The organism is Streptomyces pimonensis, from assembly GCF_041380215.1.
GTDB classification, from domain to species: Bacteria; Actinomycetota; Actinomycetes; order Streptomycetales; family Streptomycetaceae; genus Streptomyces; species Streptomyces pimonensis.
Map to the genome: position 1 here is coordinate 98,003 of NZ_JAHWZY010000002.1, position 24,635 is coordinate 122,637.

Here is a 24,635-nt window from a genome sequence, read left to right on the forward strand (position 1 = left end):
ACCGTAGTGATTGACCGACCAACGGAGTCCCCGTGTCGCTGCCACCCCTGGTCGAGCCGGCCCCCGAGCTCACCGTAGACGAGGTTCGCAGGTACTCCCGCCACCTGATCATTCCCGACGTGGGCATGGACGGGCAGAAGCGGCTGAAGAACGCCAAGGTGCTCTTTGTGGGCGCTGGTGGCCTGGGTTCGCCGGGTCTGATGTACATGGCCGCGGCGGGCGTGGGCACGCTCGGCATCGTGGAGTTCGACGAGGTCGACGAGTCGAACCTGCAGCGCCAGATCATCCACAGTCAGTCCGACATCGGCCGCCCCAAGGCCGAGTCCGCGCGTGACACGATCAAGGGCATCAACCCGTACGTGAACGTGGTCCTCCACGAGGAGCGGCTCGAGGCCGACAACGTGATGGGCCTGTTCAGCCAGTACGACCTGATCGTCGACGGCACGGACAACTTCGCGACCCGCTACCTGGTGAACGACGCCTGCGTGCTGCTGAACAAGCCGTACGTGTGGGGCTCGATCTACCGTTTCGACGGCCAGGCGTCGGTCTTCTGGTCCGAGCACGGCCCCTGCTACCGCTGCCTCTACCCGGAGCCCCCGCCCCCCGGCATGGTCCCCTCCTGCGCCGAGGGCGGCGTCCTGGGCGTGCTGTGCGCGTCCATCGGCTCCATCCAGGCCAACGAGGCGATCAAGCTGCTGGCCGGCATCGGTGAGCCGCTGGTCGGCCGGCTCATGATCTACGACGCCCTGGAGATGCAGTACCGCCAGGTCAAGGTCCGCAAGGACCCCGACTGCGCGATCTGCGGCGACAACCCGACCGTCACCGAACTCATCGACTACGAGGCCTTCTGCGGCGTCGTGTCCGAGGAGGCCCAGGCGGCGGCCGCCGACTCCACGATCACTCCCAAGCAGCTCAAGGAGTGGATCGACGACGGCGAGAGCATCGAACTCATCGACGTCCGCGAGCCGAACGAGTTCGAGATCGTGTCCATCCCGGGCGCCCGCCTGATCCCCAAGAACGAGTTCCTCATGGGCAACGCCCTGGAGAGCCTGCCGCAGGACAAGAAGATCGTCTTGAATTGCAAGACGGGTGTCCGCAGCGCGGAAGTGCTCGCCGTACTGAAGTCCGCTGGCTTCGCCGACGCCGTCCATGTGGGCGGCGGCGTGATCGGCTGGGTCAACCAGATCGAGCCGGAGAAGCCGGTCTACTGACCGGCCCCGGCACGAACACGAGCCGACGCGGGGGCTCCGGGCACCACGAGTGCCCGGAGCCCCCGCCGTCGTCATGAGCAGGTCTTGCCGTCCTCGGGCACCGTGCCGTCCAGCAGGTACGCGTTCACCGTGGAGTCCACACAGTCGCTCCCGCTGCCGTACGCGCCATGGCCCTCGCCCTTCCAGGTGAGCACCACACCGACGCCCTCGCCCAGCTCGTCCGCCATCTTCCGTGCGCCCTCGTACGGGGTGGCCGGGTCGCCGGTGTTGCCCACGACCAGAACCGGTGCCGCGCCCGGCGCGCTCACCTCCGGGGTGTCGAACTGACCGGGCACCGGCCAGTCGTGGCACCAGCCGGCCGTGTCCCAGCCGAGGAAGGACCCGAACACGGGCGAGATCTCCTCGAGCTCGGGCAGCAGCTTCTTCGCCTCCTCCGCAGTCGGCCGCTGCTTGTCGTCCAGGCACGATATGACCCGCTGGGAGTGGGTCGTCGTGCCGTAGCGCCCCGAGGCCCGGCGTTCGTTGTAGCCGTCGGCCAGCGCCAGCAGCTCCGTGCCGTCGCCCTCCTCGGCCGCCTCCAGCGCACTGGTCAGCACCGGCCAGCTGGTCTTGCTGTACAGCGGCAGGACGATGCCGGTCAGTGCCAGCGTCTGCGTCAGCTCGCGTCCGGACGACGACGTCGGCAGCGGGTCGGAGTCGATCCGCTCCAGCAGCTCCGCGATCTCCCGCGAACCCTGCTCGGGGTCCCGTCCGGTGGACTTCAGGTAGTTGTCGAGGGCCGTCTGGAAGCCCCGCGTCTGGTTCTTGGCGTGGCCCATGGTGTCGGTGCTCGGGTCGACCACCGCGTCGAGCGTCATCCGCCCCACCTTCTCCGGGAAGAGATGGGCGTAGACGCCACCCAGCTCGGTGCCGTAGGAGATGCCGAAGTAGTTCAACCGGTCGTCGCCGAGGGCATGCCGGATGCGGTCCATGTCGCGAGCGGTGTCGGTGGTGGAGACGTGGGCCATCAGCTCCCCGGCGGCTTTCCGGCAGCCCTGGCCGAAGTCGGCGGCGTCCTGGAGGAACGTCCGCTCCTCGGCCGGCGTGTCCGGGGTGCCGTCCACCGAGGACTCGGCGGCCTGGATGCTCTTGTCGTCGCGGCAGCGGACGCCCTCGCTGGCGGCGACTCCGCGCGGGTCCCAGCTCACCAGGTCGTACCGCTCGCGCAGTTCGGAGGCCGTGGCGGCGTAGGACGGCATCATCGACACGCCGGAGCCGCCCGGCCCGCCGAAGTTGAACAGCAGTGAGCCGAGGCGGTCGTCGCCCGTGGCCTTGGCCCGGATCAGGGCGAGCCCGATCGTGGAGCCGTCCGGTTTCGACCAGTCCAGCGGGACCCGGAGGGTGGCGCACTGCCACTCCCTGCCCGGTGCGGGGTCGTCACCCGAGGCCTTGCAGCGCCCCCAGTCGAGCGCCGTCCCGCCGCTCCTGCCGTCGTCGCCGGAGCCGTCGTCCGACGAGCCGCCGCCGCTGCAGCCGGCCGTCAGCAGCGCGGCGGCGACCGTCAGGGCCGTCCACCGTGTGGAACGGGTCATGTGTCACTTCCCCCCCTCGCTGGCCGTCCGCATGTGCTGCGGACGGCGGTCGAGCCATGGTAGGCAGATCCGCCGCTCACCGGGGCAGCCTGTGGACAACGCTCTGAGCTGCTGTTCCGGGCAGAACCGCAGGCCCGCTCACGAGCAGACGGCCCCGGCCGCCGGTACCTTTCGGTCCAGGAGACAGGCGTGAACCACGTCCTGCACGCATGTGTTCCCGCTGTTGCAGGCCCCGTGCCCCTGCCCCTTGCACGTCAGCTCCACACCCACGCCCTCACCGAGCGCCCGCGCCATCCTGCGCGCTCCCTCGTACGGGGCGGCCGGACCGCCGGTGTCGCCGATCACCAGGACCGGAGCGGCACCGGGGGGCGCGGCCAGCCGGATGCCAGGCGGCCCCGGGCACCGGCCAGCCGGCCGTTCCCCACGGCAGGTACTCCCCGACCAGCCGGGACGCGGCCCGGAACGCGGGCAGCCTGCGCTCCACGGCCTCGGACGTGTAACGGGACTCGTCGTCGGAGCAGTCGACGGCCACATAGGCAGGGATGAAGCTGCCGTACCCGCCGTTCTCACTGCACCCGTCGTTCACGTCGGACAGCGCCGTCGGAATCGATTCCGTCCCCGGCGTACGCCTGCTCCATCCGCCCCGGCCGCCGGGGAGGGGCGGCGGGGCAGGCCCCGGCCCCGCGCCTCTGACGGAGCCGGGCAGTCCTCCCAGCCGAGCCGCTGTTCTGCCAGGTCCTCGCCGCCGTCCCGCCGCAGCTTGCAGCAGTACGGCGCAGACGGCCAGGGCTGCGGTACTCGGACGGAAGGGGGCGGGGCGTGGTCCCGTCCTGCGGTCGTCCCGAGCGGGACGCGCGGAGCCACGGGCCGGACGAGGTAAGGAGCCCTCCCTCACAGGGCGGCCTTGCGGGTGAGGTGGTTGAAGGCCAGCCAGCCCGGCAGCACCGGCAGCCAGAGCGTCAGCAGCCGGAAGAGCAGCACCGCCGGCGCGGCGACCTCCTTGGGCAGTCCGACGGCGATGAGACCCACCGTCAGGGTCGCCTCGACCGCGCCCACGCCACCCGGCGTCGGAGCCGCCGACCCCAGTGCGTTGCCCGCGAGGAAGACGACGGCGACGCTGGCGATGCTGACGGACGTCGTCTCGTCGCCGAACGCCCGGATCGAGGCGTCCAGGCACATCACGAAGCAGGCCGTCAGCAGCAGCATGCCGCCGATGCCGGTGACCAGCTTCTGCGGCCGTTGCAGCACATCGAGCATGCGCGGCACGACACCCGCGAAGAGCGACCGCACGCGCGTGACGACGAATTTCCGCAGGAACGGCACCGAGGTCACCACCAGCACCAGCACCGCCACCGTCAGCAGTCCCCCGATCACCGTGCGGGACGGCGAGAGGGAGGGCGTCTTCTCGGTACCGGTCAGGTAGCCGAACGCCAGCAGCATCAGGATGTGGCAGCCGAGCCCGAAGAGCTGCGACGCACCGACGCTCGCCACCGCGAGGCCGGGCCGCACCCCCGCGCGCTGGAGGAACCGCGTGTTCAGGGCGACCCCGCCCACCGCGGCCGGGGCGACGATCTTCACGAACGACCCGGCGACCTGTGCCGCCACGGTCCGCACGAACGGCACCCGCTCGGGCACGAACCCGAGCAGGGCCATGGCCGCCGCGACGTAACTGGCCGCCGAGAACAGCACCGCCGCGGCTACCCAGCCCCACTCCGCGTTGGAGATCACCGGGCCGAACTCGATGTGGGTGAGCTGTGTCAGCAGGAAGTACGCGCCGATCGCACCGGCGATGAGACTGATCAGGGTCCGCGGCCGGACCCGCTCCAGACGGGCCGGTTCCACCGGGGCCTGCGGCCTGATCCGCAGCACCTCGTGCCGGATCTGGGTGAGCAGGTCCTCCTCGCGCGCCTCCTCCAGGGCCTCGTCGATGGCCCGCTTCTCGGCCCGCTGCTCCGCGCGTACGGCCTTCTTGCCGGGTCTGTCGAGGACGACGTGGTCGGCCTCGTGCTCCGGGCGGGCCGGCCTGGACTGCCGGGAGGCCTCCAGGACCGCCTCGCGTTCGCGTTCCGCCCGCTCCCGGGCCAGCCGGCGCAGGGTACCGCGCGTGGAGCGGCTCAGCGCGATGGGCTGGAGCATCGGCAGACAGTCCGCCACGGTGTCGGGGCCGAGGACGCTCAGCGCGGAGGCCACCGCGCGTTCGGCGCCCACCCTGAGGCCCAGCGTCACCAGCAGTTGGGAGATGTCCATGCGCAGCAGCAGATCGCCGGCCGCGATCTCGCCGACGCGCAGATCGGTGAGGATCACCGTGCCGGAACGGTCCACGAGGATGGCGTCGCCCACCAGCCGGCGGTGCGCGATGCGGCGGGACTGCAGGGCCTGTACCTGGTGCCAGGTGCCGCGCAGCAGTTCGTCGGTGATCTCCTCGTCCGGCAGCGAGTCGAGGGTGCGTCCGCCGCTGTGCTCGTAGACGAGCATCACCGCGTCGGGACCGAGTTCGGAGGTCGCGATCAGCTTGGGCGCGTTGGCGCCGGCCGCGATGGCCGCGTAGGCCAGCAGCGCCTCCTGCTCCAGCGCCTGGCGCAGCGACTGCAGGCTGCTGCGGGTGGCGAAGCCGCGCAGGGTCAGATTGCGCCACGCTCGGTAGAAGAACCCCTGTGCCTGCTGTTCGCGGTCGACCACCGTGACGTCCAGCGGCGGACCGTCCTCCAGGGTGACGAAGTACCGGCGCCCCCGGTCCCCGGTCTCGGAGGCGTCGCCGGACTCCACCCGGGACGCGGTCACGGGGTGGAAGCCGACGGTCCGCAGGCCTGCCGTCAGGGTGCGGCCGGTGGGGCGCACATTGGGCGAACCGACCGCGTAGAGGGTGCCGTAGGCGACGGTCCAGCCGATCAGGACCGTCAGGATGACCGAGAACGGTGTCGTGTACCCGGTGACGAGCATCGAGAAGGCGTCGAGGAGCAGCACGACCCACAGCACCGCGCGCCACCGGGGTCTGCGGGACATCCCGACGGCCGTCATGTACGCGATCACCGGGGCGAGATAGCCGTGCACGGGATCGGTCAGGGCGTGGATGTCGCCGGGGGAGGGCTGGGTGAGCGCCTCCTGGATCGAGTCCGGAGCGGCACGCGCCACCCACAGGTCGGTGGCGAGTGTCACACCGTGCGCGAGGACGGCGGCGAGCACGCCGTCGGCGATCCGCAGTCCGTCCCGTTTGATCAGCCGCTCGATGGCGAAGGCCACCGGCACCAGGAGGATCGCGATGCTGGAGGCCAGGCCCGCGATCTTGATGAGCAGGTCCGGCGCCTGTCCGGTGCCCTTGTTGATGTCCTGTTCCAGGCCCGAGGTGGTGCCGTGGGCGAACGCGGCGATCGCCAGCAGCACCACGACGGCGAGCACGCCCGCCAGGAGCCGCATGAGGTCGGACGGGCGGTGCACCCGCGCGGGGAGCAGGGGTTCGTCGCCCTCCACCTCGTCGATGTGCGCCGTCCCGGGACCCGCGGTGTCCGGGCGCGACGAGGCGTCAGGGGGGCCCTCCGTGTCCTCGGGGTGCGCGCCCTGCTGCTTCATCGTCTCTTCTCGGTCTTGTATCACCAGTCACCGCCCGCACGATGGTGGCATGCCGTACCGGCACAAGGGGGCATCAGGGTCCGAACGCGGGGCGGCACAGTCTGTCCCGGGCGCCGCTGCGGGGCGAGCCGCGCGCACGCGTGCGAGCGCGTCACGTTGTCGGTGGGGTGGGGCAGGATGGGTCGGATGAGTCAGGAGAGCCTTCCGTCCGACGGCGGCCCCGAGCATCCGGACGCCCTGCCCGACTACGCCGAGCGGGTCCTCGAGGCGACCGAGCTGATCCCGCCGGGACGTGTCATGACGTACGGGGACGTGGCCGAGTGGCTGGGGGAGGGCGGTCCCCGGCAGGTGGGGCGCGTGATGGCCCTGTACGGGGGAGCGGTGCCGTGGTGGCGTGTCGTCCGGGCGGACGGAGTGCTGCTGCCGGGCCACGAACTGAGAGTCCTCGGCCACTACCGTGCGGAGGGCACGCCCCTGAGGGAGGCGAGCCGGGCCGCGGAGGGCCACGTGCCGCGCCTCGACATGAGGCGTGCGCGGTGGGACGGCGGTGGGCACACCGAAGGTCACACCTGACAGCTTCCGCCCTCCCGCACGCCGCCGTGCGGCCTCTGCCCCCTCGGGGTGAGGCAGAGCACATTCGTGGCATGACGTACGTTCGTGAGGCAAGGGACATGTGCGGCCGGAGTGTCCGGAGGGGAGAAGTGGAAAACCTGCTTCCGCACTTCTCACAGGCGTAGCGTCGGCTGCGCGCACCCCTTTCACCTCGCGCCCACCGCCTCGCACGCGCGGCGAACCGCCCCACAGCACACCCACCAGGACCGGCGAACCACGTGAGCTCCTCTTCCTCCATCAGCGGCCTGTCGCACCCTCAGGTGCGGCGGGGAGACCGTGGCGCTTATCGACTGGTGCGTACCCCGCCGACCCGCGGGAATCCCCCTCGACTGGACGCCGCGCAGCGCTCCGTGGTTGAGCACCGGGCCGGTCCGCTGCTCGTCCTCGCAGGTCCGGGTACCGGGAAGACCACCACCCTGGTCGAGTCCGTGGCCGCCCGGATCGCCCGTGACGGGGACCCCGAGCGCATCCTGGTGCTGACGTTCAGCCGCAAGGCGGCCGTCGAGCTGCGCGACCGCATGGCGCTGCGCATCGGGGCCGCGCGCGCCCCGCAGGCGACCACCTTCCACTCGTTCTGCTACGCGCTGATCCGCGCCCACCAGGACAGTGACCTCTTCGTGGAGCCGCTGCGGCTGCTGTCGGGTCCCGAGCAGGACGTCACCGTCCGCGAACTGCTCGCCGGCCAGGTGGACCTGGAGCGGCTCGGGCTCGCCCATGTGCGCTGGCCGGACGAACTGCGCGCCTGCCTGACCACCCGCGGTTTCGCCGACGAGGTCCGCGCGGTGCTCGCCCGCAGCCGCGAACTGGGTCTCGGCCCCGAGGCCCTGGACGCCTTCGCCCGCCGCATCGGACGCCCCGACTGGCGTGCCGCCTCCGCCTTCCTCGCCGAGTACCTCGACGTCCTCGACCTGCAGGGCGTCCTCGACTACGCCGAACTGGTCCACCGCGCGGTGCTCCTCGCCGGCCGCCCGGAGATCGCCGGGCGACTGGCCGCGCGGTACGACGCCGTCTACGTCGACGAGTACCAGGACACCGACCCCGCCCAGGTGCGGCTGCTGCACGCCCTGGCCGGCGGGCGCACCCTCGTCGCCTTCGGCGACCCCGACCAGTCGATCTACGCCTTCCGGGGCGCCGACGTGGGCGGCATCCTGGAGTTCCCGTACGCCTTCCCCCGGGCGGACGGCCGCCCGGCCCCGGTCGAGGTGCTGCGCACCTCCCGGCGCTCCGGCGCCGTCCTGCTGGAGGCCACCCGGCGGGTGACCCGGCGCATGCCGCTGCCCCGCCTGCCCGCCGAGAAGGTCCGCGCCCACCGGGAGCTGACCGCGGACCGGGACGGCGGCCGGGTCGAGGTGTACACCTACCCGACCTCCGGCACGGAACTGGACAACATCGCCGACATCCTGCGCCGGGCGCACCTGGAGGACGGCGTTCCCTGGAACGACATGGCCGTCCTGGTCCGGGCCGGAGCCCGCACCCTCCCCACCGTCCGCCGCGCGCTCACCTCGGCGGGCGTCCCCGTGGACGTCGACGGCGACGACCTGCCCCTGCGCCACGAACCGGCGGTGGCCCCGCTGCTGACGGCCCTGCGCGCGGTGGCGACGGCGGAGGCGGGTGACGGGGAGGGCAGCGGAGACGGCGCCGAAGCGGAACCGCGCTGGCTCGACACCGAAACCGCCCTCACCCTGCTCACCTCCCCCCTCGCCGGCATGGACGCCGCCGACCTGCGCCGCCTGGGCCGGGCCCTGCGCGAGGAGGAGCGGGCCGCGGGCAACCCACTGCCGCCGCCCTCGGACGAACTGCTCACGCGCGCGCTGGCCGAACCGGAGCGGCTCGCCGTGCACGACCCCGCCTACGCGCGGGGCGCACAGCGCCTCGGCGGCCTGCTGCGCCGGGCCCGCGAGCGCCTGGCCGGCGGCGGTACGGCCGAGGAGGCCCTGTGGGACCTGTGGGACGGCACACCGTGGCCGGGGCGTCTGGAGCGCTCCGCCCGGCGCGGCGGCGCGGCCGGCCGCAACGCGGACCGGGACCTCGACGCCGTGTGCGCGCTGTTCGCGACCGCCGCCCGTGCGGAGGAACGCATCGGCGGCCGGGGCGCCCTGAACTTCCTGGAGGAGATCGAGGCCGAGGACATCGCCGCCGACACCCTCACACGGCGCGCCGCCCGGCCCGACGCCGTGCGCCTGATGACCGCGCACCGCTCGAAGGGCCTGGAGTGGCGCCTGGTCGTCGTCGCCGGCGTCCAGGAGGGTCTGTGGCCGGACCTGCGCCGCCGCGGTTCCCTGCTGGAGGCCGACCGCATCGGCCGCGACGGGCTCGCCGAACCGCTCACCCCCGGCGCGCTGCTCGCCGAGGAACGCCGCCTGTTCTACGTCGCCGCCACACGCGCGCGTGAACGACTCGTCGTGACGGCCGTGAAGGCGCCCGCCGACGACGGCGACCAGCCCTCCCGCTTCCTGACCGAACTGGGCGTCGAGCCCAAGGACGTCACCGGGCGCCCGCGCCGCCCCCTGTCCGTCGCCGCGCTCGTCGCCGAACTGCGTGCCACGACGGTCGACCCCCGGGTCTCCGACACCCTCCGGGAGGCCGCCGCCCAGCGGCTGGCCCGGCTCGCCGCGCTCGCCGACGAGGACGGCCGTCCGCTGGTGCCGTCCGCGCACCCCTACCGCTGGTGGGGCATGTTCGAGCCCACGGAGAGCAAGGTGCCGCTGCGCGACCGCGACCAGCCCGTCGTGCTCTCCGGCAGCGCCCTCGACCAGCTCGCCAACACCTGCGCCCTGCAGTGGTTCCTGGGCCGCGAGGTGAAGGCCGACGCCCCCGCGACCGCCGCCCAGGGCTTCGGCAACGTGGTGCACGTCCTCGCCGACGAGGTGGCCTCCGGGCACACCCCCGCCGACCTCGACGTCCTCATGGAGCGTCTCGACTCGGTGTGGAACGCGCTCGCCTTCGACGCGCCGTGGAAGTCGGCCCAGGAGAAGGAGAACGCGCGCGTGGCGCTCGAACGCTTCCTCAAGTGGCACGTCATGGACCGCACCGGACGCACCCCGGTGGCCAGCGAGCACGACTTCGACGTCACCCTCGAAGCGGGCGACTACGAGGTCCGCATCCGCGGCCAGATGGACCGCGTCGAGACCGACGCCGAGGGACGCGCGTACGTCGTCGACTTCAAGACCGGCAAACAGGCGCCCAGCGCCAAGGAGGTGGAGCGCCACCCTCAGCTCGCCGTCTACCAGCTCGCCGTCGGGGAGGGCGCCGTCGACGAGCCCTTCGGCGGAACGCGTCCCGAACCGGGCGGTGCCGAGCTCGTCCAGCTGCGCCAGGGGGCCGCCAAGCGGGACGGTGGCGAGGCCCTGCCCAAGGTGCAGGCCCAGGAGCCGCCGGAGGGGGAGTGGATCGGCGACCTGCTGGCCACGGCAGCCGGGAAGGTCCTCGACGAACGGTTCGGACCGACCGCGGGCCAGCACTGCGCCCACTGCGCCTTCCGGGCCTCGTGCAGCGCCCGGCCCGAGGGCCGGCACGTGGTCGAGTGACCGGCGTGACGCATCACACCACCCGCGCCGACCTGCGGTTCTCCGCTCCCGGAGGGGGCTGACGGCCTCCGCTGTCGGTGTCCACCGCTAGATTCTGCGTGTGCCCGCCCGTATCACCGATCCCGATCAGCTCAAGGAGCTCCTCGGGATCCCGTTCACCCCGGAGCAGACGGCCTGCATCACCGCGCCGCCCGCCCCGCAGGTGATCGTGGCCGGAGCCGGGTCGGGCAAGACCACGGTGATGGCGGCCCGCGTGGTGTGGCTGGTCGGCACCGGCCAGGTCGCCCCCGAACAGGTACTCGGTCTCACCTTCACCAACAAAGCCGCCGGCGAGCTCGCCGAACGCGTCCGCAAGGCGCTGATCAAGGCGGGCGTCACCGACCCCGATGCCATCGACCCGGACAACCCACCGGGCGAGCCGGTGATCTCCACGTACCACGCCTTCGCGGGGCGCCTGCTGACCGACCACGGCCTGCGCATCGGCCTCGAACCGACCTCCAGGCTGCTCGCCGACGCCACCCGCTACCAGCTCGCCGCGCGGGTCCTGCGCGAGGCCCCCGGCCTCTACCCGGCGCTCACCCGCTCCTTCCCCGACCTGGTCGCCGACCTCCTCACCCTCGACGGCGAGCTGGCCGAACACCTCGTACGGCCCGAGGACCTGCGCGCCCACGACGCCGAGCTGCTGCGCGCCCTGGAGGACACCGGGCTCACCAACGCCGACCTGCGCAAGGTCCCCGAGGCGGCCGCCGCGCGGCGCGAGCTCGCCGCTCTCGTGCTGCGCTACCGGGCCGCCAAACGCGAACGCGACCTGCTCGACTTCGGCGACCAGATCGCCCTGTCCGCCCGGCTCGCCGCCCTCCCCGAGGTGGGCCGCTCCCTGCGCGACGAGTTCCGCGTGGTCCTCCTCGACGAGTACCAGGACACCTCCGTCGCCCAGCGGGTCCTGCTGGCCGGACTGTTCGGCGGCACCGGCCATCCGGTGACCGCCGTCGGCGACCCCTGCCAGGCGATCTACGGCTGGCGCGGCGCCTCCGTCGCCAACCTCGACGACTTCCCCGAACACTTCGCCCACGCCGACGGCCGCCCCGCCACCCGCCAGTCGCTCAGCGAGAACCGCCGCAGCGGCGGCCGTCTCCTCGACCTCGCCAACGGTCTCGCCGAGCCCCTGCGCGCCATGCACGCGGGCGTGGAGGCCCTCCGCCCGGCCCCGGGCGCCGAACGCGACGGCACCGTCCGCTGCGCCCTGCTGGCCACCCATGCGGAGGAGATCGACTGGATCGCCGACTCCATCGCCCACCTCGTGAACACCGGCAAGGCGCCCGGAGAGATCGCCGTGCTGTGCCGCACGGCCGGCGACTTCGCCGAGATCCAGGGCGCCCTGGTCGCCAGGGACGTCCCCGTCGAGGTGGTCGGCCTGTCCGGACTGCTGCACCTTCCCGAGATCGCCGACCTGGTCGCCGTCTGCGAGGTCCTTCAGGACCCCGGCGCCAACGCCTCCCTCGTACGGCTGCTGACCGGCCCGCGCTGGCGCATCGGCCCCCGCGACCTCGCCCTGCTGGGACGGCGCGCACGACGGCTCGTCTCCCACGCACGCGTGGACGGCGGCGACGACCCCGACCGGCGGCTCGCCGAAGCCGTCGAAGGCGTCGACCCGGCCGAGGTGATCTCGCTCGCCGACGCCCTCGACACCTTCCTGGAGACACCCCTGGACGGCCGCGGGGACGACGACGGCCTGCCCTTCTCAGCGGACGCGCGCGTACGCTTCGCCCGCCTGGCCACCGAACTGCGCGATCTCCGCCGTTCCCTCGCCGACCCCCTCATGGACGTCCTGCACCGCGTCCTCGCCGTCACCGGCCTGGAGGTCGAACTCTCCGCGTCCCCGCACGCCCTGGCCGCCCGCCGGCGCGAGACCCTCTCCAACTTCCTCGACGTCGCCGCGTCCTTCGCCGCCGGCGACGGCGAGGCCACCCTGCTCGCCTTCCTCGGCTTCCTGCGCACCGCCGCCCAGTACGAGAAGGGCCTCGACAACGCGCTGCCCGGCGGCGAGAACACCGTCAAGGTCCTCACCGCGCACAAGTCCAAGGGCCTCGAATGGGACGTCGTCGCCGTCCCCGGACTGGTCACCGGCGCCTTTCCCAGTGGCCAGGGCCGCGAGAAGTGGACCGCGCAGGGCAAGGTGCTGCCACACCGGCTGCGCGGCGACGCCGACACCCTGCCCGACGTCGAGTCCTGGGACTCCCGCGGCCTGAAGGCCTTCCACGAGGCCATGAAGGACCACCAGCACACCGAGGAGCTCCGCCTCGGATACGTCACCTTCACCCGCCCCCGCTCCCTGCTCCTCGGCTCCGGCCACTGGTGGGGGCCCAGTCAGAAGAAACCGCGCGGCCCCTCCGAGTTCCTGCACGCCCTCTACGATCACTGCGCCGCCGGACACGGCGAGATCGAGGCGTGGGCCGACGAGCCCGCCGGGGACGAGGAGAACCCCGCCCTGCACCGGGCCGGCGCCGACCAGGTGTGGCCCCTGCCCCTCGACGCCGCCGCCCTCACCCGCCGCCGCGCGGCCGCCGACACCGTCCTCGCCCACCTCCACCGCCTCGACGTCCGTCCGGAGGGCCCTGCCACGGCCGTGCACGACCCCGACGCCCACGACGATCCGGACTGGCCTCCACCGCCCGACGACGAGGATCCCCTTCCCGAGGAGGGCCCCTTCGCGGAAGCCGGCCCGGACGACTGGGACTCCTGGAGCACCGACCGCCCCACCGTCCCGCACCAGGCGGCACCGCCGGAGACCGCCGCGCATCCGGGCACCGCGGAGCCGGCCCACCCGCCACGGCCCCGCCTCACCCCCGAGGAGGCCCGCACCGTCGCCTCCTGGGACCGCGACCTCGACGCCCTCACCGGAGAGCTCCTGCACACCCGTGCGAGCGTCACCGAGGTCCGCCTGCCCGCCTCGCTGACCGCCTCCGAGCTGCTGCGTCTGGCCGCCGACCCGGACGGTTTCGCCCAGGAGCTGGCCCGCCCCATGCCCCGCCCCCCGCAGCCCGCCGCACGCCGCGGCACCCGCTTCCACGCCTGGGTCGAGGCGCGCTTCGAGGAACTGACGCTGCCCATGCTCGACCCGGACGAGCTGCCCGGCAGCGACGCCGAGATCGCCGACGAACGCGACCTGGAGGCCCTCAAGGAGGCCTTCGAACGCACCGAGTACGCCCACCGCACCCCCCACCGGGTGGAAGCCCCCTTCCAGCTGTCGATCGCCGGCCGCGTCGTCCGCGGGCGCATCGACGCCGTCTACAGGGAGGACGACGGGGACGGGACGACGTACGAGATCGTCGACTGGAAGACGGGCCGCGGCCGCACCGCCGACCCGCTCCAGCTCGCCGTCTACCGGCTCGCCTGGGCCGAACAGCAGGGTGTCCCCCTGGAGACCGTCACCGCCGCGTTCTTGTACGTGCGCACCGGTGAGATCGTCCGCCCCGCCCCCCTGCCCGGCCGCGCGGAACTGGAGCGACTGCTGCTCGGGGAGCCGTCCGGTGAGATACCGCACTCCGAGGACACCGGCGCGGGCCGATAGGCTCGAGGACATGAGCCAGCCCGTTGACACTGCCGTCAGCGCCGTCCGTACGTACATCGCACAGCACCGCGTCGCCTTCCTCGACGACCTCACCGAGTGGCTGCGCATCCCGTCCGTCTCGGCCCAGCCCGACCACGCGCCCGACGTGCGCCACAGCGCCGACTGGCTCGTCGCCAGACTCAAGGAGACCGGCTTCCCGACCGCCGAGGTCTGGCCCACCCCCGGCGCCCCGGCCGTCTACGCCGAATGGCCCTCCGCCGACCCCGAGGCGCCCACCGTGCTGGTCTACGGCCACCACGACGTGCAGCCCGCGGCCCGCGAGGACGGCTGGGACAGCGAGCCCTTCGAACCCGTCGTCCGGGACGGCCGCCTCTACGCGCGCGGTGCGGCCGACGACAAGGGCCAGGTGTTCTTCCACACCCTCGGGGTCCGGGCCCACCTCGCCGCCACCGGCCGCACCACCCCGGCCGTCCACCTGAAACTGCTGATCGAGGGTGAGGAGGAATCCGGCTCACCGCACTTCCGCGCGCTCGTCGAGCAGCACGCGGAGCGGCTCACCGCCGACGCCGTGATCGTCTCCGACACCGGCATGTGGTCCGAGGACACCCCCACCGTGTGCACCGGCATGCGCGGCCTGGCCGAGTGCGAGATCCGGCTCCACGGGCCGGACCAGGACATCCACTCCGGTTCCTTCGGGGGCGCGGTGCCCAACCCGGCCACCGCCGTCGCCCGCCTGGTGGCCGCCCTGCACGACGAGCACGCGCGCGTGGCGATCCCCGGCTTCTACGACGGTGTCGTCGAGCTCACCGACCGCGAACGCGAACTCTTCGCCGAGCTGCCCTTCGACGAGCGGCAGTGGCTGCGCACCGCCAAGTCCCACGGCACCCGGGGCGAAGCCGGATACAGCACCCTGGAGCGCGTATGGGCCCGGCCCACCGCCGAGGTCAACGGCATCGGCGGCGGCTACCAGGGCCCGGGCAGCAAGACGATCATCCCGTCCTCCGCCATGGTGAAGCTCTCCTTCCGGCTCGTCGCCGGCCAGGACCCGGAGCACGTGCGCAAGGCCGTCGATGCCTGGGTGCCCGGCCGGCTGCCCGACGGCATCCGCCACGAGATCTCCTTCAGCCCCGCCACCCGCCCCTGCCTGACGCCACTGGACCACCCGGCCCTGCGGTCGGTGGTCCGCGCGATGGGCCGCGCCTTCGACCGGCCCGTCCGCTTCACCCGCGAGGGCGGCTCCGGACCGGCCGCCGACCTCCAGGACGTCCTCGGCGCACCGGTGCTGTTCCTCGGCATCTCCGTCCCGTCCGACGGCTGGCACGCCCCCAACGAGAAGGTCGACCTGGATCTGCTCCTCAAGGGCGTCGAGACCAGTGCGTACCTGTGGAGCGACCTCGCCGAGCACTGGCGGCACGCCCCCTGACCTCGCACGCCGTCCGAACCGGACACCCGCGCGGGGCACACTGGAAGGGACCCGCCGCCGCGCCCCGCAGGAACCGGTCCCTCCCGCCGAACCGTCCGCCGACCCAATCCGTTCCACCGGGGGAGTTGGAAGCACCCGTGACCACCTGGACCGACCACACCGCCGACCGGCCCATCTCGCTCACCGCCCCGAGCGGCATCGACCGCGCCGCCCACCACCGGCTCGACGAGGCATGGCTCGCCGCGGCGTGGAGTCACCCCTCGACCCGCTGCTTCGTGGTCTCCGGCGGCCAGGTCCTCATCGACGAGACGGCGGACGGGCGTACCGAACTCGTCATGACCCCGTCCTTCGAGGCCCCGCTCACCGAGGCCCACCGCTACTTCCTGGGCATCGACGACGAGGGCGTCAGCTACTTCGCCCTCCAGAAGGACTCCCTGCCCGGCCGCATGGACGACTCCGCCCGCCCGGCGGGCCTGCGGGAGGCGGGACTGCTCCTGTCGCAGCGCGAGGCCGGCCTGATGGTGCACGCGGTCGCCCTGGAGAACTGGCAGCGGCTGCACCGTTTCTGCTCCCGCTGCGGGGAGCGCACCGTCATCGCCGCCGCCGGCCACATCCGCCGCTGCCCCGCCTGCGGCGCCGAGCACTACCCGCGCACCGACCCGGCGGTGATCATGGCCGTGGTCGACGACCGGGACCGCATCCTCCTCGGCCGCCAGGTCCACTGGCCCGAGGGCCGCTTCTCCACGCTCGCCGGATTCGTCGAGCCGGGGGAGTCCATCGAGCAGTCGGTGCGCCGCGAGGTCCACGAGGAGGCCGGCATCGGCGTCGGCGAGGTCGAGTACGTCGCCAGCCAGCCCTGGCCCTTCCCGTCCAGCCTCATGCTGGGCTTCACCGCCCGTGCCACCTCGACCGAGATCAACGTGGACGGCGACGAGATCCACGAGGCCCGCTGGTTCTCCCGCGACGAGCTCGGGGCCGCCTTCGAGTCCGGCGAGGTGCTGCCGCCGTACGGCATCTCGATCGCGGCCCGCCTGATCGAGCGCTGGTATGGCAAGGAGCTCCCCACCCGCAGCGTCTTCTGACGGGGCGCCCGGCGCCTCGACGGGTGCCGGCGCCGAGCCGCCGTCTTGTGGACCGGCTGCGCTGCCGGGCCGGGCGGAGCCGTAGCGCAGAGGTCGTCGCGCACGGTCTCCCGAACCGCGAGGACGCCGGTTCGAATCCGTCCGGTCCCGTCCTTCCCGCACCCCCGAACACACGTCGGCCCCCTCCGGTGACCTCGACCGGAGGGGGCACGGTGCCCGGGGCGTCAGACCGCGAGAGCCTGCTTCACCTGGGCGAGGCTCGGGTTCGTCATCACGACCTCGTCGCCGCCGGTGGAGGGGATCACACGCACCGTGGGCACCGTCTGGTTCCCGCCGTTCGCCTTCTCCACGTAGGCGGCGGACTCCGGGTCCTGCTCGATGTTGATCTCGGTGTACGCGATGCCCTCACGGTCCAGCTGGCTCTTCAGCCGGCGGCAGTAGCCGCACCACGTGGTGCTGTACATCGTCACAGTGCCCTGCATGCCTCTCGCGCTCCTTCGGCGGATCGGGGAAGTCCTCGTCGTGGGAGGAACATACGGGGGAGCACCGGCATTCCCGCCGGGGGCCGCACGGCTCCCACATGATGCCTGCCGCATTGGTATGACTACGGAGCCTCCCTGTGGACGACCGGCTCGCCTGTCTCCGGCGACCTGGCAGCATGGCTGTGTGACAGCAGCAACGCACTCCACCCTCTTCCCACAGGTACCGGACTCGGCCGACGCGGTGCTCGAAGGGCTCGACCCCGAGCAGCGCGCCGTCGCCACCGCGCTGCAGGGGCCGGTGTGCGTGCTGGCGGGCGCCGGCACCGGCAAGACCCGGGCGATCACCCACCGGATCGCCTACGGGGTGCGCGCGGGCATTCTCCAGCCCTCCAGCGTGCTCGCCGTCACCTTCACCAACCGCGCCGCCGGGGAGATGCGCGGCCGACTGCGCCAGCTCGGTGCCGTCGGCGTCCAGGCCCGTACCTTCCACTCCGCTGCGCTGCGCCAGCTCCAGTACTTCTGGCCGAAAGCGATCGGTGGTTCCCTGCCCCGGCTCGTCGACCGCAAGATCCAGCTGGTCGCCGACGCGGCCGTCGCCTGCCGCATCCGGCTCGACCGGGGCGAGCTGCGGGACGTCACCGCGGAGATCGAATGGTCCAAGGTCACCCAGACCGTTCCGGCCGACTACGCGGCCGCCGCCGCCAAGGCCGGCCGGGAGTCCCCCCGTGACCCCGCCGAGATCGCCCAGCTCTACTCCGCCTACGAGGACCTCAAGCGCGAGCGCGCCGTCATCGACTTCGAGGACGTGCTGCTGCTGACCGTCGCCGTCCTGCAGGACCGGCACGACATCGCCGAGCAGGTCCGCGCCCAGTACCAGCACTTCGTCGTCGACGAGTACCAGGACGTCAGCCCGCTCCAGCAGCGCCTGCTGGAGCTGTGGCTCGGCGAGCGGGAGAACCTGTGCGTGGTCGGTGACGCCAGCCAGACGATCTATTCGTTCACAGGCGCGACCCCCGACCACCTGCTCGACTTCCGCACCCGTCATCCCGGGGCCACCGTCGTCAAGCTGGTCCGCGACTACCGCTCGACCCCCCAGGTCGTCGGCCTGGCGAACGGCCTGCTCGCCCAGGCCCGTGGCCGGGCCGCCGAGCACCGGCTGGAACTGGTCTCCCAGCGCGCCGCGGGGGCCGAGCCGGTCTTCACCGAGTACGCCGACGAACCGGCCGAGGCGGAGGGCGCCGCACGCCGCATCCGTGAGCTGATCGACGCGGGGGTCCCGGCGAGCGAGATCGCCGTCCTGTTCCGGACGAACGCCCAGTCCGAGACCTACGAGCAGGCCCTGGCCGATGCCGGCGTGCCCTACCAGTTGCGGGGCGCCGAGCGGTTCTTCGACCGTCCCGAGGTGCGCAAGGCCGGTATCGCCCTGCGCGGCGCGGCCCGCTTCGGCGGCAACGACCCCCTCCTCGACGACGCCCCCGACCTGCCCTCCCAGGTGCGCGCCGTGCTCTCGGGGGAGGGCTGGACGACCCAGCCGCCGGCCGGTTCCGGAGCGGTCCGGGAACGCTGGGAGTCACTGGCGGCGCTGGTGCACCTCGCCCAGGACTTCGCCGCCGCCAGACCCGGCGCCACCCTCGCCGACCTGGTCGCCGAACTCGACGAGCGGGCCGGCGCCCAGCACGCCCCGACCGTGCAGGGCGTCACCCTCGCCTCGCTGCACTCGGCCAAGGGCCTGGAGTGGGACGCCGTCTTCCTGGTCGGCGTCGCCGAGGGCATGATGCCGATCACCTACGCAAAGACCGACGAGCAGATCGAGGAGGAGCGCCGCCTCCTCTATGTCGGCATCACACGCGCCCGTGAGCACCTCCATCTCTCCTGGGCACTCTCCCGTTCACCCGGCGGCCGGCCGAACCGGCGCCCCAGCCGCTTCCTGCACGGGCTGCGCCCCGGTTCGCACGCCGCCGCGGGCCGTGGCGGCGCGGTCGGCGCGGTCGGCGCGGGGGGTGTGGAGCGCGGCCCGTTCGGGGCGGCGTCCGCCTCGAACGTTCCGAGTCCGAGGCGCGGACAGCGCAGTCCCGCCCGCTGCCGGGTGTGCGGCCGCACGCTGACCGACGCGGGCGAGATGAAGCTGATGCGTTGTGAGGACTGCCCCACCGACATGGACGAGGGTCTGTACGAGCGGCTCCGTGAGTGGCGCGCCGTCCAGGCAGGGCGCAGCGGGCAGCCGGCCTTCTGCGTCTTCACCGACAAGACGCTGATGGCCATCGCCGAGACAGTCCCCGACGACGAGCACGCACTGGCCAGGATCCCGGGGGTGGGGATGCGCAAGCTGGGCCGCTACGGAGCCGATGTTCTGGCCATCTGCGCAGGCCGTGACCTCGACGAGGAACGGGATCAGGACTGATCCGAACTCGTCGGAAAAATAGTTTGCGCATGCCCCGGCGATCCCCATAGGTTCTTAGGCACGGGGACGGTGGCCTTCTCCAAGGCCCTGGCTCCGTGTTGTACTTGCATATCCGTGGACTGGCTCACCCCAGTCCCCTAGACGCCGAGAGGAGGCGAGTCCAGTGATCAGGATCAACACCAGCTCCATCGTCAAACTGACCGATCGCTCGGCCGTCTCCCTGTGCATGCTCGGCGCCTCGAACCAGGGCACCGGTCTGTCCGGCATTCGTGCCGCGCACCTGGCGTCCTCCCTCGCTCCTGCCGTCCGCGAGCGCGATGAGCGACCGACCAAGGCACTGGAAGCGGTAGTGGCACAGGCGAAGGCCTATGCCTTTGCGGCAGCCGGTGCCGGATTCCGGAAGCAGACGACGCAGCACCACCTGATGTGGGCCTTCCGTGGGCCAGAACCCTGGAGTGATCCAGCCTGATTCGATCAGGCCGGCGCCTTCAGGGCCGCGGAACCCCATCCGGGATCCGCGGCCCTTCTGTTTTCCCCGAACGGGGGAAGCGAAGCGCCTCGGGACAAGAAAAGAGCCCGGTACCAGCCGCCGCCCGGCCAACAGGCCGGAAACGACCAGACGAGGAAGACGAACCGTGCAACTCGAAGCGCACGTCCCGTCCGTACCGCCTTCCGAGACGATCCCCAAGCCCGGCTCCACGGAGGACCCGACCTTGACTCCGCTCACTGCGCTCACCGCGCTCGACGACGCCATCGAGAAGCTGGGCGTGCCCGTCCCGTGCCGCTCCTACGACCCGGAGGTCTTCTTCGCCGAGTCGCCGGCGGACGTCGAGTACGCCAAGTCCCTCTGCCGCACCTGCCCGCTGATCGAGGCCTGCCTCGCCGGCGCCAAGGAGCGGCGTGAGCCCTGGGGCGTCTGGGGTGGCGAGCTGTTCGTCCAGGGAGTTGTCGTCGCCCGCAAGCGGCCGCGTGGCCGCCCGCGCAAGAACCCGGTCACAGCATGAGCATCCCAGGAACGATCGACCGCCCCCTCACGCACGACCCCCAGAAGCAGGCCCCGATGATGCCGTCCACTCACGAGCCCGCAGGCTCCGCGACCGAAGACTTCACCACCAGCGGTGCGAACGACTCGCGCCAGAACAGGACCCGAGAGATGCAACTTATTCCAGAAGCCCTGGCCCGTGCGCATATGCACGAGCGACTGCAGGAGGCGCAGCGGGAGCGCCAGGCCGCGCGCCTGGTGACCGCTCGCCGGATGCAGCGCCGGGCCGAGCGCGCTTCCCGTCGCGCCCGCCGCGCGCTCGCCATGGCGGTGATGCAGTAACCGACCCCACCTGAAACAGCGGCCTCCTCCACCGGAGGAGGCCAGCTCTTCCCGCGGGGGCCGGTCCGTGCGCACGGACCGGCCCCCGCGGTGCGTTGCGCGGGGCGGGACGTCGGGGACGGCGGTGTCGTCGCCGGGTGACGGAGCCATCCCGGAGGCAGTGACGACGGCTGTGCCGGAGCCGTCGTCGGTGTGCGTCGGCTGCGGCACCGCGCCGAGGGACCGCAGCCGGCCTCTGGACCTTCTTCGGGGAAGGCGGCGCCCGCCGTCACCACTGCGAGACGTGCTCCCGCGACGACCTGCGGGCGATCGAGGGCCGCCTGGACTCGCAGTGGTGGCAGTGGTGGCAGCGCCGGTCGCAACGCTCGACACACCCATCAGGTCCGTCAGGCCTGGGCGGCCGGCTCCTCCTCCACCGGTTCCTCCGGGAGGAAGTTCGGCAGCCACTCCTCCAGTTCCTCCCGCAGCCGCACCGTCGCGCCCAGCTGGCAGAGCACGCCGATCGTGCTCAGGGTCACCCGGTGGATCAGCAGGTAGGCCGGGGGGAGGTTGAGCTGCTTGGCCAGCTGAGAGGCGGGGGAGCGGGGATCGGCTATCCGGGCCGCCTGGCTCCGCATCCAGCCGCGGGTGAAGGTGAACTCGTCGACCCGGGCCGGTTCGATGATCGGCAGGAGGTAGTCGAGAACGGTGTCGGGGGCGAGCTCGATCGACTCCTTGACGAAGCCCTCGGCGCGGAGCATGTCGTAGACGGCCTCCGCCTCGCCGTCCAGTGTCATGCGCAGGGCCTCGCCGATGGGCTTGGGCAGCCCGCCCGGGAGGCGGTCCACGGTGCCGAAGTCCAGTACGCCCAGGCGCCAGTCGTCCTCGCCCTCCGGACCGCCGGGCAGCAGACGGAAGTTTCCGGGATGCGGGTCGGCGTGCAGCAGACCGGTGCGGGCGGGACCGGAGAACAGGAAGCGGGCCAGAAGCTGGCCGGCCCGGTCGCGCTGTGCCTCCGTGCCGTCCGAGATGATCTCCGACAGCGGGACGCCGTCCATCCACTCGGTGATCAGCACCTGTTCGCACTGGTGGACCACATTCGGCACGACGACGTCGGGGTCGCCGCCGAACTCCTCGGCGTGGGCTCGCTGGGCCCGGGCCTCCAAGCCGTAGTCCAGCTCTTCGGAGACCCTGTCCTTGAGCTCCGTGATCAGCGGCTTGACGTCCATGCCGGGGATGAGCGGACCCAGCAGACGGGCGAAGCGGCTCAGCTGGTTCAGGTCGGACAGCAGGGCCTCGCCGGCGCCCGGGTACTGCACCTTGACCGCCACTTCACGGCCGTCGTGCCACACCGCCCGGTGCACCTGGCCGATCGAGGCCGCGGCGGACGGCTTGTCCTCGAACTCCAGGAACAGCTCCTGCCAGCCCTCGCCCAGCCGCTCCGCCAGCACCGCGTGGACGGTACGGGTGGGCATCGGAGGTGCGGCCTCCTGCAGCTTGGTCAGTGCCGCCCGGTAGGGACCGGCGACCTCCTCCGGCAGGGCCGACTCGAAGACCGACAGGGCCTGGCCGAACTTCATCGCGCCGCCCTTGAGCTCGCCGAGCACCTTGAACAGTTGCTCGGCGGTGCGCTGCTGGAGCTCTCGGCCGACAAGCTCCGCGGACTCGCCCACGATCCGCTTGCCGAGCCCCCAGGTGGCCCGCCCGGCGAAGCCGAGCGGGAGCGCGGCCAGCTTGGCGGTCCGGGTGACCGCCTTGCGGGGAAGATCAGACATGCGCCCTCCAAGTCCCTGCCGGCCGTTTCGCGTCCGCCTTGCGGCGCCACTCCTCCGACGGCCCGTGCACGGCCATTGTCTCGTGCGACCCCCCGTCCCCGGGGGTGTGTTCTCCCTTACCTTTTTCCGGACCTTTGCGCGCGGCTCCGCACGGGCAGGCCGGGTGGGGGCTGACCGGGCGCGTTTGCCAGTGCAGGGCGGGGAGGGAGACCTCCCAGCGTGCGCCGGAGCTGGACGGGACCCGGCCGTCCAGGAAGGCGAGCGCGTGAGCGGCCGCCAGCCCGGCCACCGCCGTGGCCAGCGTCAGGTCGCAGGCGCCCACCCGGCGCTGCCGCCCGGAACGCCACTGGGCGGCCAGGCGCGGCCAGACCGGGTCCCGGTCGGTGCGGTCCTGCTGGAGACAGCCCGCACAGCCCGTCTCGCCGGGCAGGACCAGCGGCCCGACCACACCCGTCCCCTCCACGACACCGGCGTAGAGGTGGGGCGTGCCCGAGGACACGAGAGTCTCGGCGGCCCCCGGATCGGGTGCGTGCACGGCGATGTCGTCCCGCGGGGCGAGGACGACCAGGCCGAAGCCGGGGTCGCCTTCTTCGAGGGAGGACCGGGCGGTCCGGCGCTGCGGGCGGTCCGGGGCGGCCCGGCGTACCGCGCGGCGGGCCGCCTCGTCCCTACGGTCGCCGAGGGCATCGGCGGGTAGCCCACCCGGCGTGACGTCCCACGGTTCGACCCGTCCGACGTCGCGCACGTCGACCTCGCCCACCCCGGCTCCCGACAGCAGCGCCGCGAGGGCGGCGCCCACCCGGCCCGCTCCTCTCACCTGCACCCGCGCACTGCGGCGCGCTGCCAGCCGGCGGAGTGGATCGCCCGGTGCGGAGGTGGTCAGGGCGAGGGACGCCAGATCCGGACGGAGTCGGTCGAGTACCTCCGGTTTCTTTCGCAGGGCCTCGGCGGCCGGTCCGCCGCCTCGCGAGTCGTCCAGCAGTCCGGCCCGTGACAGCCGGCGCACCAGCCGGTCGACATGCCCCTCGGGCAGGTCCATGCGTCGTGACTCCTCCCGCAGGAGTTCCAGCCCGCGGGTGCCGTCGAGCAGGTCGAGGAAGCTGCCCGTGGCCGTGTCCACCGGGCTCAGCGTCAATGCGTGCGCCGGCGTCACCCCGAATTGCACGGTGTGGAGATCGCGCCATCCGCGCCGAAGCGCGGGCTTGACCATCGGATGCATGACAGGCCCCCGTATGTCCCGGATCGTCCCCGTTGGGTGGTCGAGCCCTTCGCAGCTCGTCCGACGTATACCAGCATGCCGGGCCGGGTCGGCGGTTGCCGAAAGTTGTCCACAGGGGGTGGGATTCATCGTATAAATCCGGCGCTCGGTGGGATAACCGTCCCGAGGCCAGGACTTCCCCGCGTGCAGCGGGTACCGTCGGGACGTGCCCGCCGATCCACTGCACCGCGCCGGAAAGCCACAGCGCAGCACGACGAGCCAGCCGACGAACGGCTCACGGGCGAGCGCGATCGAGGTCCGCAGGAGCGCCCGCCGTCGCAGAACGGTCTCCGCGTACCGCGAGGGCGATCGCACGGTCGTGCTCATCCCCGCCCGGATGTCCGAGGCGGAGGAGCAGCGCTGGGTGACCGTCATGCTCGACAGGCTGGCCGCGCAGGAGAGCAGGCGGACCCTCGGGGACGCGGAGCTGGCCGAGCGCGCCCGGAGACTGTCCGACCAGTACTTCGGCGGACGGGCCAGACCCGCCTCGGTGCGCTGGGTCACCAACCAGAACACGCGCTGGGGCTCGTGCACCCCTGCCGAGGGAAGCATCCGGCTGTCGCACCGGCTGCAGGGCATGCCCGAGTACGTCGTCGACTACGTTCTCTGCCACGAGCTGGCGCATCTACTGGTGCCCGGGCACGGCCCGCGTTTCTGGCGGTTGCTGGAGGCGTATCCGAGGACCGAACGGGCCCGCGGTTATCTCGAAGGGGTGGTCGCGGCCGAGCGGCTGCCGGGTGCGCCGGGTGCGCCGGGTGCGCCGGGTGCGCGCGATGCGTGAGCACCGTCCGAGGTGAACGCACCGTGAGTCCGTGCACGCGTTGTGTACCGGGTTTGTACCGACTTCATCCG

Annotated in this window: 17 protein-coding genes; 11 read left to right on the top strand and 6 right to left on the bottom strand. The window is 72.6% G+C overall.

What is annotated here, in order from left to right; translation table 11 throughout:
• Positions 1-32 precede the first annotated feature (32 nt).
• Entirely contained in the window at positions 33-1,211 is a 1,179-nt protein-coding gene (moeZ, locus tag KYY02_RS03000) for an adenylyltransferase/sulfurtransferase MoeZ (RefSeq protein ID WP_371235806.1), read from the top strand.
• A gap of 71 nt (positions 1,212-1,282) precedes the next feature.
• Here the strand turns inward: moeZ and KYY02_RS03005 are convergent, their stop codons facing one another.
• The 3 genes from KYY02_RS03005 to KYY02_RS03015 form a co-directional block, all read right to left on the bottom strand.
• Positions 1,283-2,782: an alpha/beta hydrolase gene (locus KYY02_RS03005; RefSeq protein WP_371235807.1), complete on the bottom strand. Its 1,500-nt coding sequence runs from the start codon at positions 2,780-2,782 to the stop codon at positions 1,283-1,285.
• A 138-nt stretch (positions 2,783-2,920) separates the two neighbouring features.
• The gene (locus KYY02_RS03010; protein WP_371235808.1) at positions 2,921-3,316 is read right to left on the bottom strand and encodes an alpha/beta hydrolase; all 396 of its coding nucleotides are present in this window, start codon (positions 3,314-3,316) and stop codon (positions 2,921-2,923) included.
• A 357-nt stretch (positions 3,317-3,673) separates the two neighbouring features.
• Complete coding sequence (locus tag KYY02_RS03015; RefSeq protein ID WP_371235809.1) at positions 3,674-6,349, bottom strand: lysylphosphatidylglycerol synthase transmembrane domain-containing protein; 2,676 nt, start codon at positions 6,347-6,349, stop codon at positions 3,674-3,676.
• Between the two features lie 186 nt (positions 6,350-6,535).
• On the opposite strand from KYY02_RS03015, the gene KYY02_RS03020 reads away from it, so the two are divergent.
• The 5 genes from KYY02_RS03020 to nudC all read left to right on the top strand — a co-directional run bounded on the left by KYY02_RS03020 (position 6,536) and on the right by nudC (position 16,564).
• Positions 6,536-6,922, top strand: coding sequence for an MGMT family protein (locus KYY02_RS03020; RefSeq protein ID WP_371235810.1), 387 nt, complete (start codon positions 6,536-6,538; stop codon positions 6,920-6,922).
• A 257-nt stretch (positions 6,923-7,179) separates the two neighbouring features.
• Entirely contained in the window at positions 7,180-10,488 is a 3,309-nt protein-coding gene (locus KYY02_RS03025) for an ATP-dependent helicase (protein ID WP_371235811.1), read from the top strand.
• Between the two features lie 100 nt (positions 10,489-10,588).
• Positions 10,589-14,059 (top strand): UvrD-helicase domain-containing protein, encoded by a 3,471-nt coding sequence (locus KYY02_RS03030; RefSeq protein WP_371235812.1) that lies wholly within the window; start codon positions 10,589-10,591, stop codon positions 14,057-14,059.
• A gap of 10 nt (positions 14,060-14,069) precedes the next feature.
• Complete coding sequence (locus tag KYY02_RS03035) at positions 14,070-15,482, top strand: dipeptidase (RefSeq protein ID WP_371235813.1); 1,413 nt, start codon at positions 14,070-14,072, stop codon at positions 15,480-15,482.
• Between the two features lie 125 nt (positions 15,483-15,607).
• Positions 15,608-16,564, top strand: coding sequence for an NAD(+) diphosphatase (gene nudC, locus KYY02_RS03040; RefSeq protein WP_371235814.1), 957 nt, complete (start codon positions 15,608-15,610; stop codon positions 16,562-16,564).
• A gap of 224 nt (positions 16,565-16,788) precedes the next feature.
• On the opposite strand, the gene KYY02_RS03045 is transcribed toward nudC, so the two are convergent.
• Positions 16,789-17,046, bottom strand: a complete 258-nt coding sequence (locus tag KYY02_RS03045) for a mycoredoxin (RefSeq protein ID WP_371235815.1) — start codon at positions 17,044-17,046, stop codon at positions 16,789-16,791.
• Between the two features lie 184 nt (positions 17,047-17,230).
• Here KYY02_RS03045 and KYY02_RS03050 point away from each other — a divergent pair, with 184 nt between their 5' ends.
• The 4 genes from KYY02_RS03050 (at position 17,231) to KYY02_RS03065 (ending at position 20,771) form a co-directional block, all read left to right on the top strand.
• Positions 17,231-19,447, top strand: a complete 2,217-nt coding sequence (locus KYY02_RS03050) for an ATP-dependent DNA helicase UvrD2 (RefSeq protein ID WP_371235816.1) — start codon at positions 17,231-17,233, stop codon at positions 19,445-19,447.
• A gap of 163 nt (positions 19,448-19,610) precedes the next feature.
• Complete coding sequence (locus KYY02_RS03055; protein WP_371235817.1) at positions 19,611-19,916, top strand: hypothetical protein; 306 nt, start codon at positions 19,611-19,613, stop codon at positions 19,914-19,916.
• A 166-nt stretch (positions 19,917-20,082) separates the two neighbouring features.
• Positions 20,083-20,451 carry a WhiB family transcriptional regulator gene (locus KYY02_RS03060; RefSeq protein ID WP_371235818.1) on the top strand — a complete coding sequence of 123 codons (369 nt, stop codon included), beginning with the start codon at positions 20,083-20,085 and terminating at the stop codon, positions 20,449-20,451.
• Positions 20,448-20,771 (top strand): putative WhiB-interacting protein, encoded by a 324-nt coding sequence (locus KYY02_RS03065; protein ID WP_371235819.1) that lies wholly within the window; start codon positions 20,448-20,450, stop codon positions 20,769-20,771. Before KYY02_RS03060 ends, KYY02_RS03065 begins: the two co-directional genes overlap by 4 nt.
• Positions 20,772-21,157: 386 nt before the next feature.
• Here the strand turns inward: KYY02_RS03065 and KYY02_RS03070 are convergent, their stop codons facing one another.
• Positions 21,158-22,525, bottom strand: a complete 1,368-nt coding sequence (locus KYY02_RS03070) for an ABC1 kinase family protein (RefSeq protein WP_371235820.1) — start codon at positions 22,523-22,525, stop codon at positions 21,158-21,160.
• Positions 22,518-23,744 carry a TOMM precursor leader peptide-binding protein gene (locus KYY02_RS03075; protein WP_371235821.1) on the bottom strand — a complete coding sequence of 409 codons (1,227 nt, stop codon included), beginning with the start codon at positions 23,742-23,744 and terminating at the stop codon, positions 22,518-22,520. Before KYY02_RS03075 ends, KYY02_RS03070 begins: the two co-directional genes overlap by 8 nt.
• A 205-nt stretch (positions 23,745-23,949) precedes the next feature.
• Here KYY02_RS03075 and KYY02_RS03080 point away from each other — a divergent pair, with 205 nt between their 5' ends.
• Positions 23,950-24,564: a M48 metallopeptidase family protein gene (locus KYY02_RS03080; RefSeq protein WP_371235822.1), complete on the top strand. Its 615-nt coding sequence runs from the start codon at positions 23,950-23,952 to the stop codon at positions 24,562-24,564.
• Positions 24,565-24,635 lie beyond the last annotated feature (71 nt).

Excerpts from the sequence above, each read along its gene's own strand:
- KYY02_RS03010 (WP_371235808.1), bottom strand. The coding sequence starts at position 3,316 with ATGTGGCCGTCGACTGCTCCGACGACGAGTCCCGTTACACGTCCGAGG.
- KYY02_RS03045 (WP_371235815.1), bottom strand. The coding sequence starts at position 17,046 with ATGCAGGGCACTGTGACGATGTACAGCACCACGTGGTGCGGCTACTGC.
- KYY02_RS03070 (WP_371235820.1), bottom strand. The coding sequence starts at position 22,525 with ATGTCTGATCTTCCCCGCAAGGCGGTCACCCGGACCGCCAAGCTGGCC.
- KYY02_RS03075 (WP_371235821.1), bottom strand. The coding sequence starts at position 23,744 with ATGCATCCGATGGTCAAGCCCGCGCTTCGGCGCGGATGGCGCGATCTC.
- KYY02_RS03020 (WP_371235810.1), top strand. The coding sequence starts at position 6,536 with ATGAGTCAGGAGAGCCTTCCGTCCGACGGCGGCCCCGAGCATCCGGAC.
- KYY02_RS03015 (WP_371235809.1), bottom strand. The coding sequence starts at position 6,349 with ATGAAGCAGCAGGGCGCGCACCCCGAGGACACGGAGGGCCCCCCTGAC.
- KYY02_RS03005 (WP_371235807.1), bottom strand. The coding sequence starts at position 2,782 with ATGACCCGTTCCACACGGTGGACGGCCCTGACGGTCGCCGCCGCGCTG.
- KYY02_RS03035 (WP_371235813.1), top strand. The coding sequence starts at position 14,070 with ATGAGCCAGCCCGTTGACACTGCCGTCAGCGCCGTCCGTACGTACATC.
- KYY02_RS03065 (WP_371235819.1), top strand. The coding sequence starts at position 20,448 with ATGAGCATCCCAGGAACGATCGACCGCCCCCTCACGCACGACCCCCAG.